Source organism: Treponema sp. R6D11 (assembly GCF_054786075.1).
This window is the reverse complement of the sequence record NZ_BDHD01000730.1, coordinates 1-576: the sequence shown is the minus strand read 5'-3', so window position 1 is coordinate 576 and position 576 is coordinate 1. Positions and strand designations below refer to the sequence as shown.

1 protein-coding gene is annotated in these 576 nt (G+C 48.3%); it reads right to left on the bottom strand.

All coding sequences use genetic code 11. From position 1 onward, the window contains the following. Nucleotides 1-524, bottom strand: a 524-nt coding sequence (locus ACYVTD_RS15755) for an ABC transporter transmembrane domain-containing protein (protein WP_461248637.1), incomplete at its 3' end; no start/stop codon positions are given. Between the last annotated feature and the right edge of the window lie 52 nt (nucleotides 525-576).

The following is a 576-nucleotide window of genomic DNA, read 5'->3' as shown; positions in this document are numbered from 1 at the left end:
GTAAGGAGCTGGCTCGCGGTATCAAGAAACGGCTGGTATCTCGCCGTTATAAGGGCGTTTTCGCAGCTTATGTCGCGGAATTCGGCGTTTTGTTTTTCAACTTTTTCCTTTTCGTATTCTTCGCGGGCGAAGGCCTTTACCACGCGGTTGCCGTCGATGTTTTCCGTAACGAAAGTTCCAAGGTCGGTAAGTTTTTGCCTAAGCAGCAAAAAACGCGGTCTGATTTTTTTTACGAACCGGCGGCTTATAAACAGGATAAACGGGGTGATGACGACGATGCAGAGGGCGAGCTTCCAATTCATGTAAAGGTAAAAAATAAACGTCGCCGCGAAAAGGGCGATAGCTCCGATAAACTGGTAGGAAACCCACGCGACGGTATGCCGCAGGCGGTCCAAGTCCTGGGTCATTCTCGTCATTAAATTGCCGGTGGGGAAGCGGTTTAAAAACTTAAAATCCTGCCATTGGACTGTTTGGTACATGTCACGGCGCAGGCGGGGCATTATGTCGGGACTTTCGATTTTCATACATATTATTTGAAGGTAGTTAAGCCCAAGACGAGACAGTTGGACTATCATC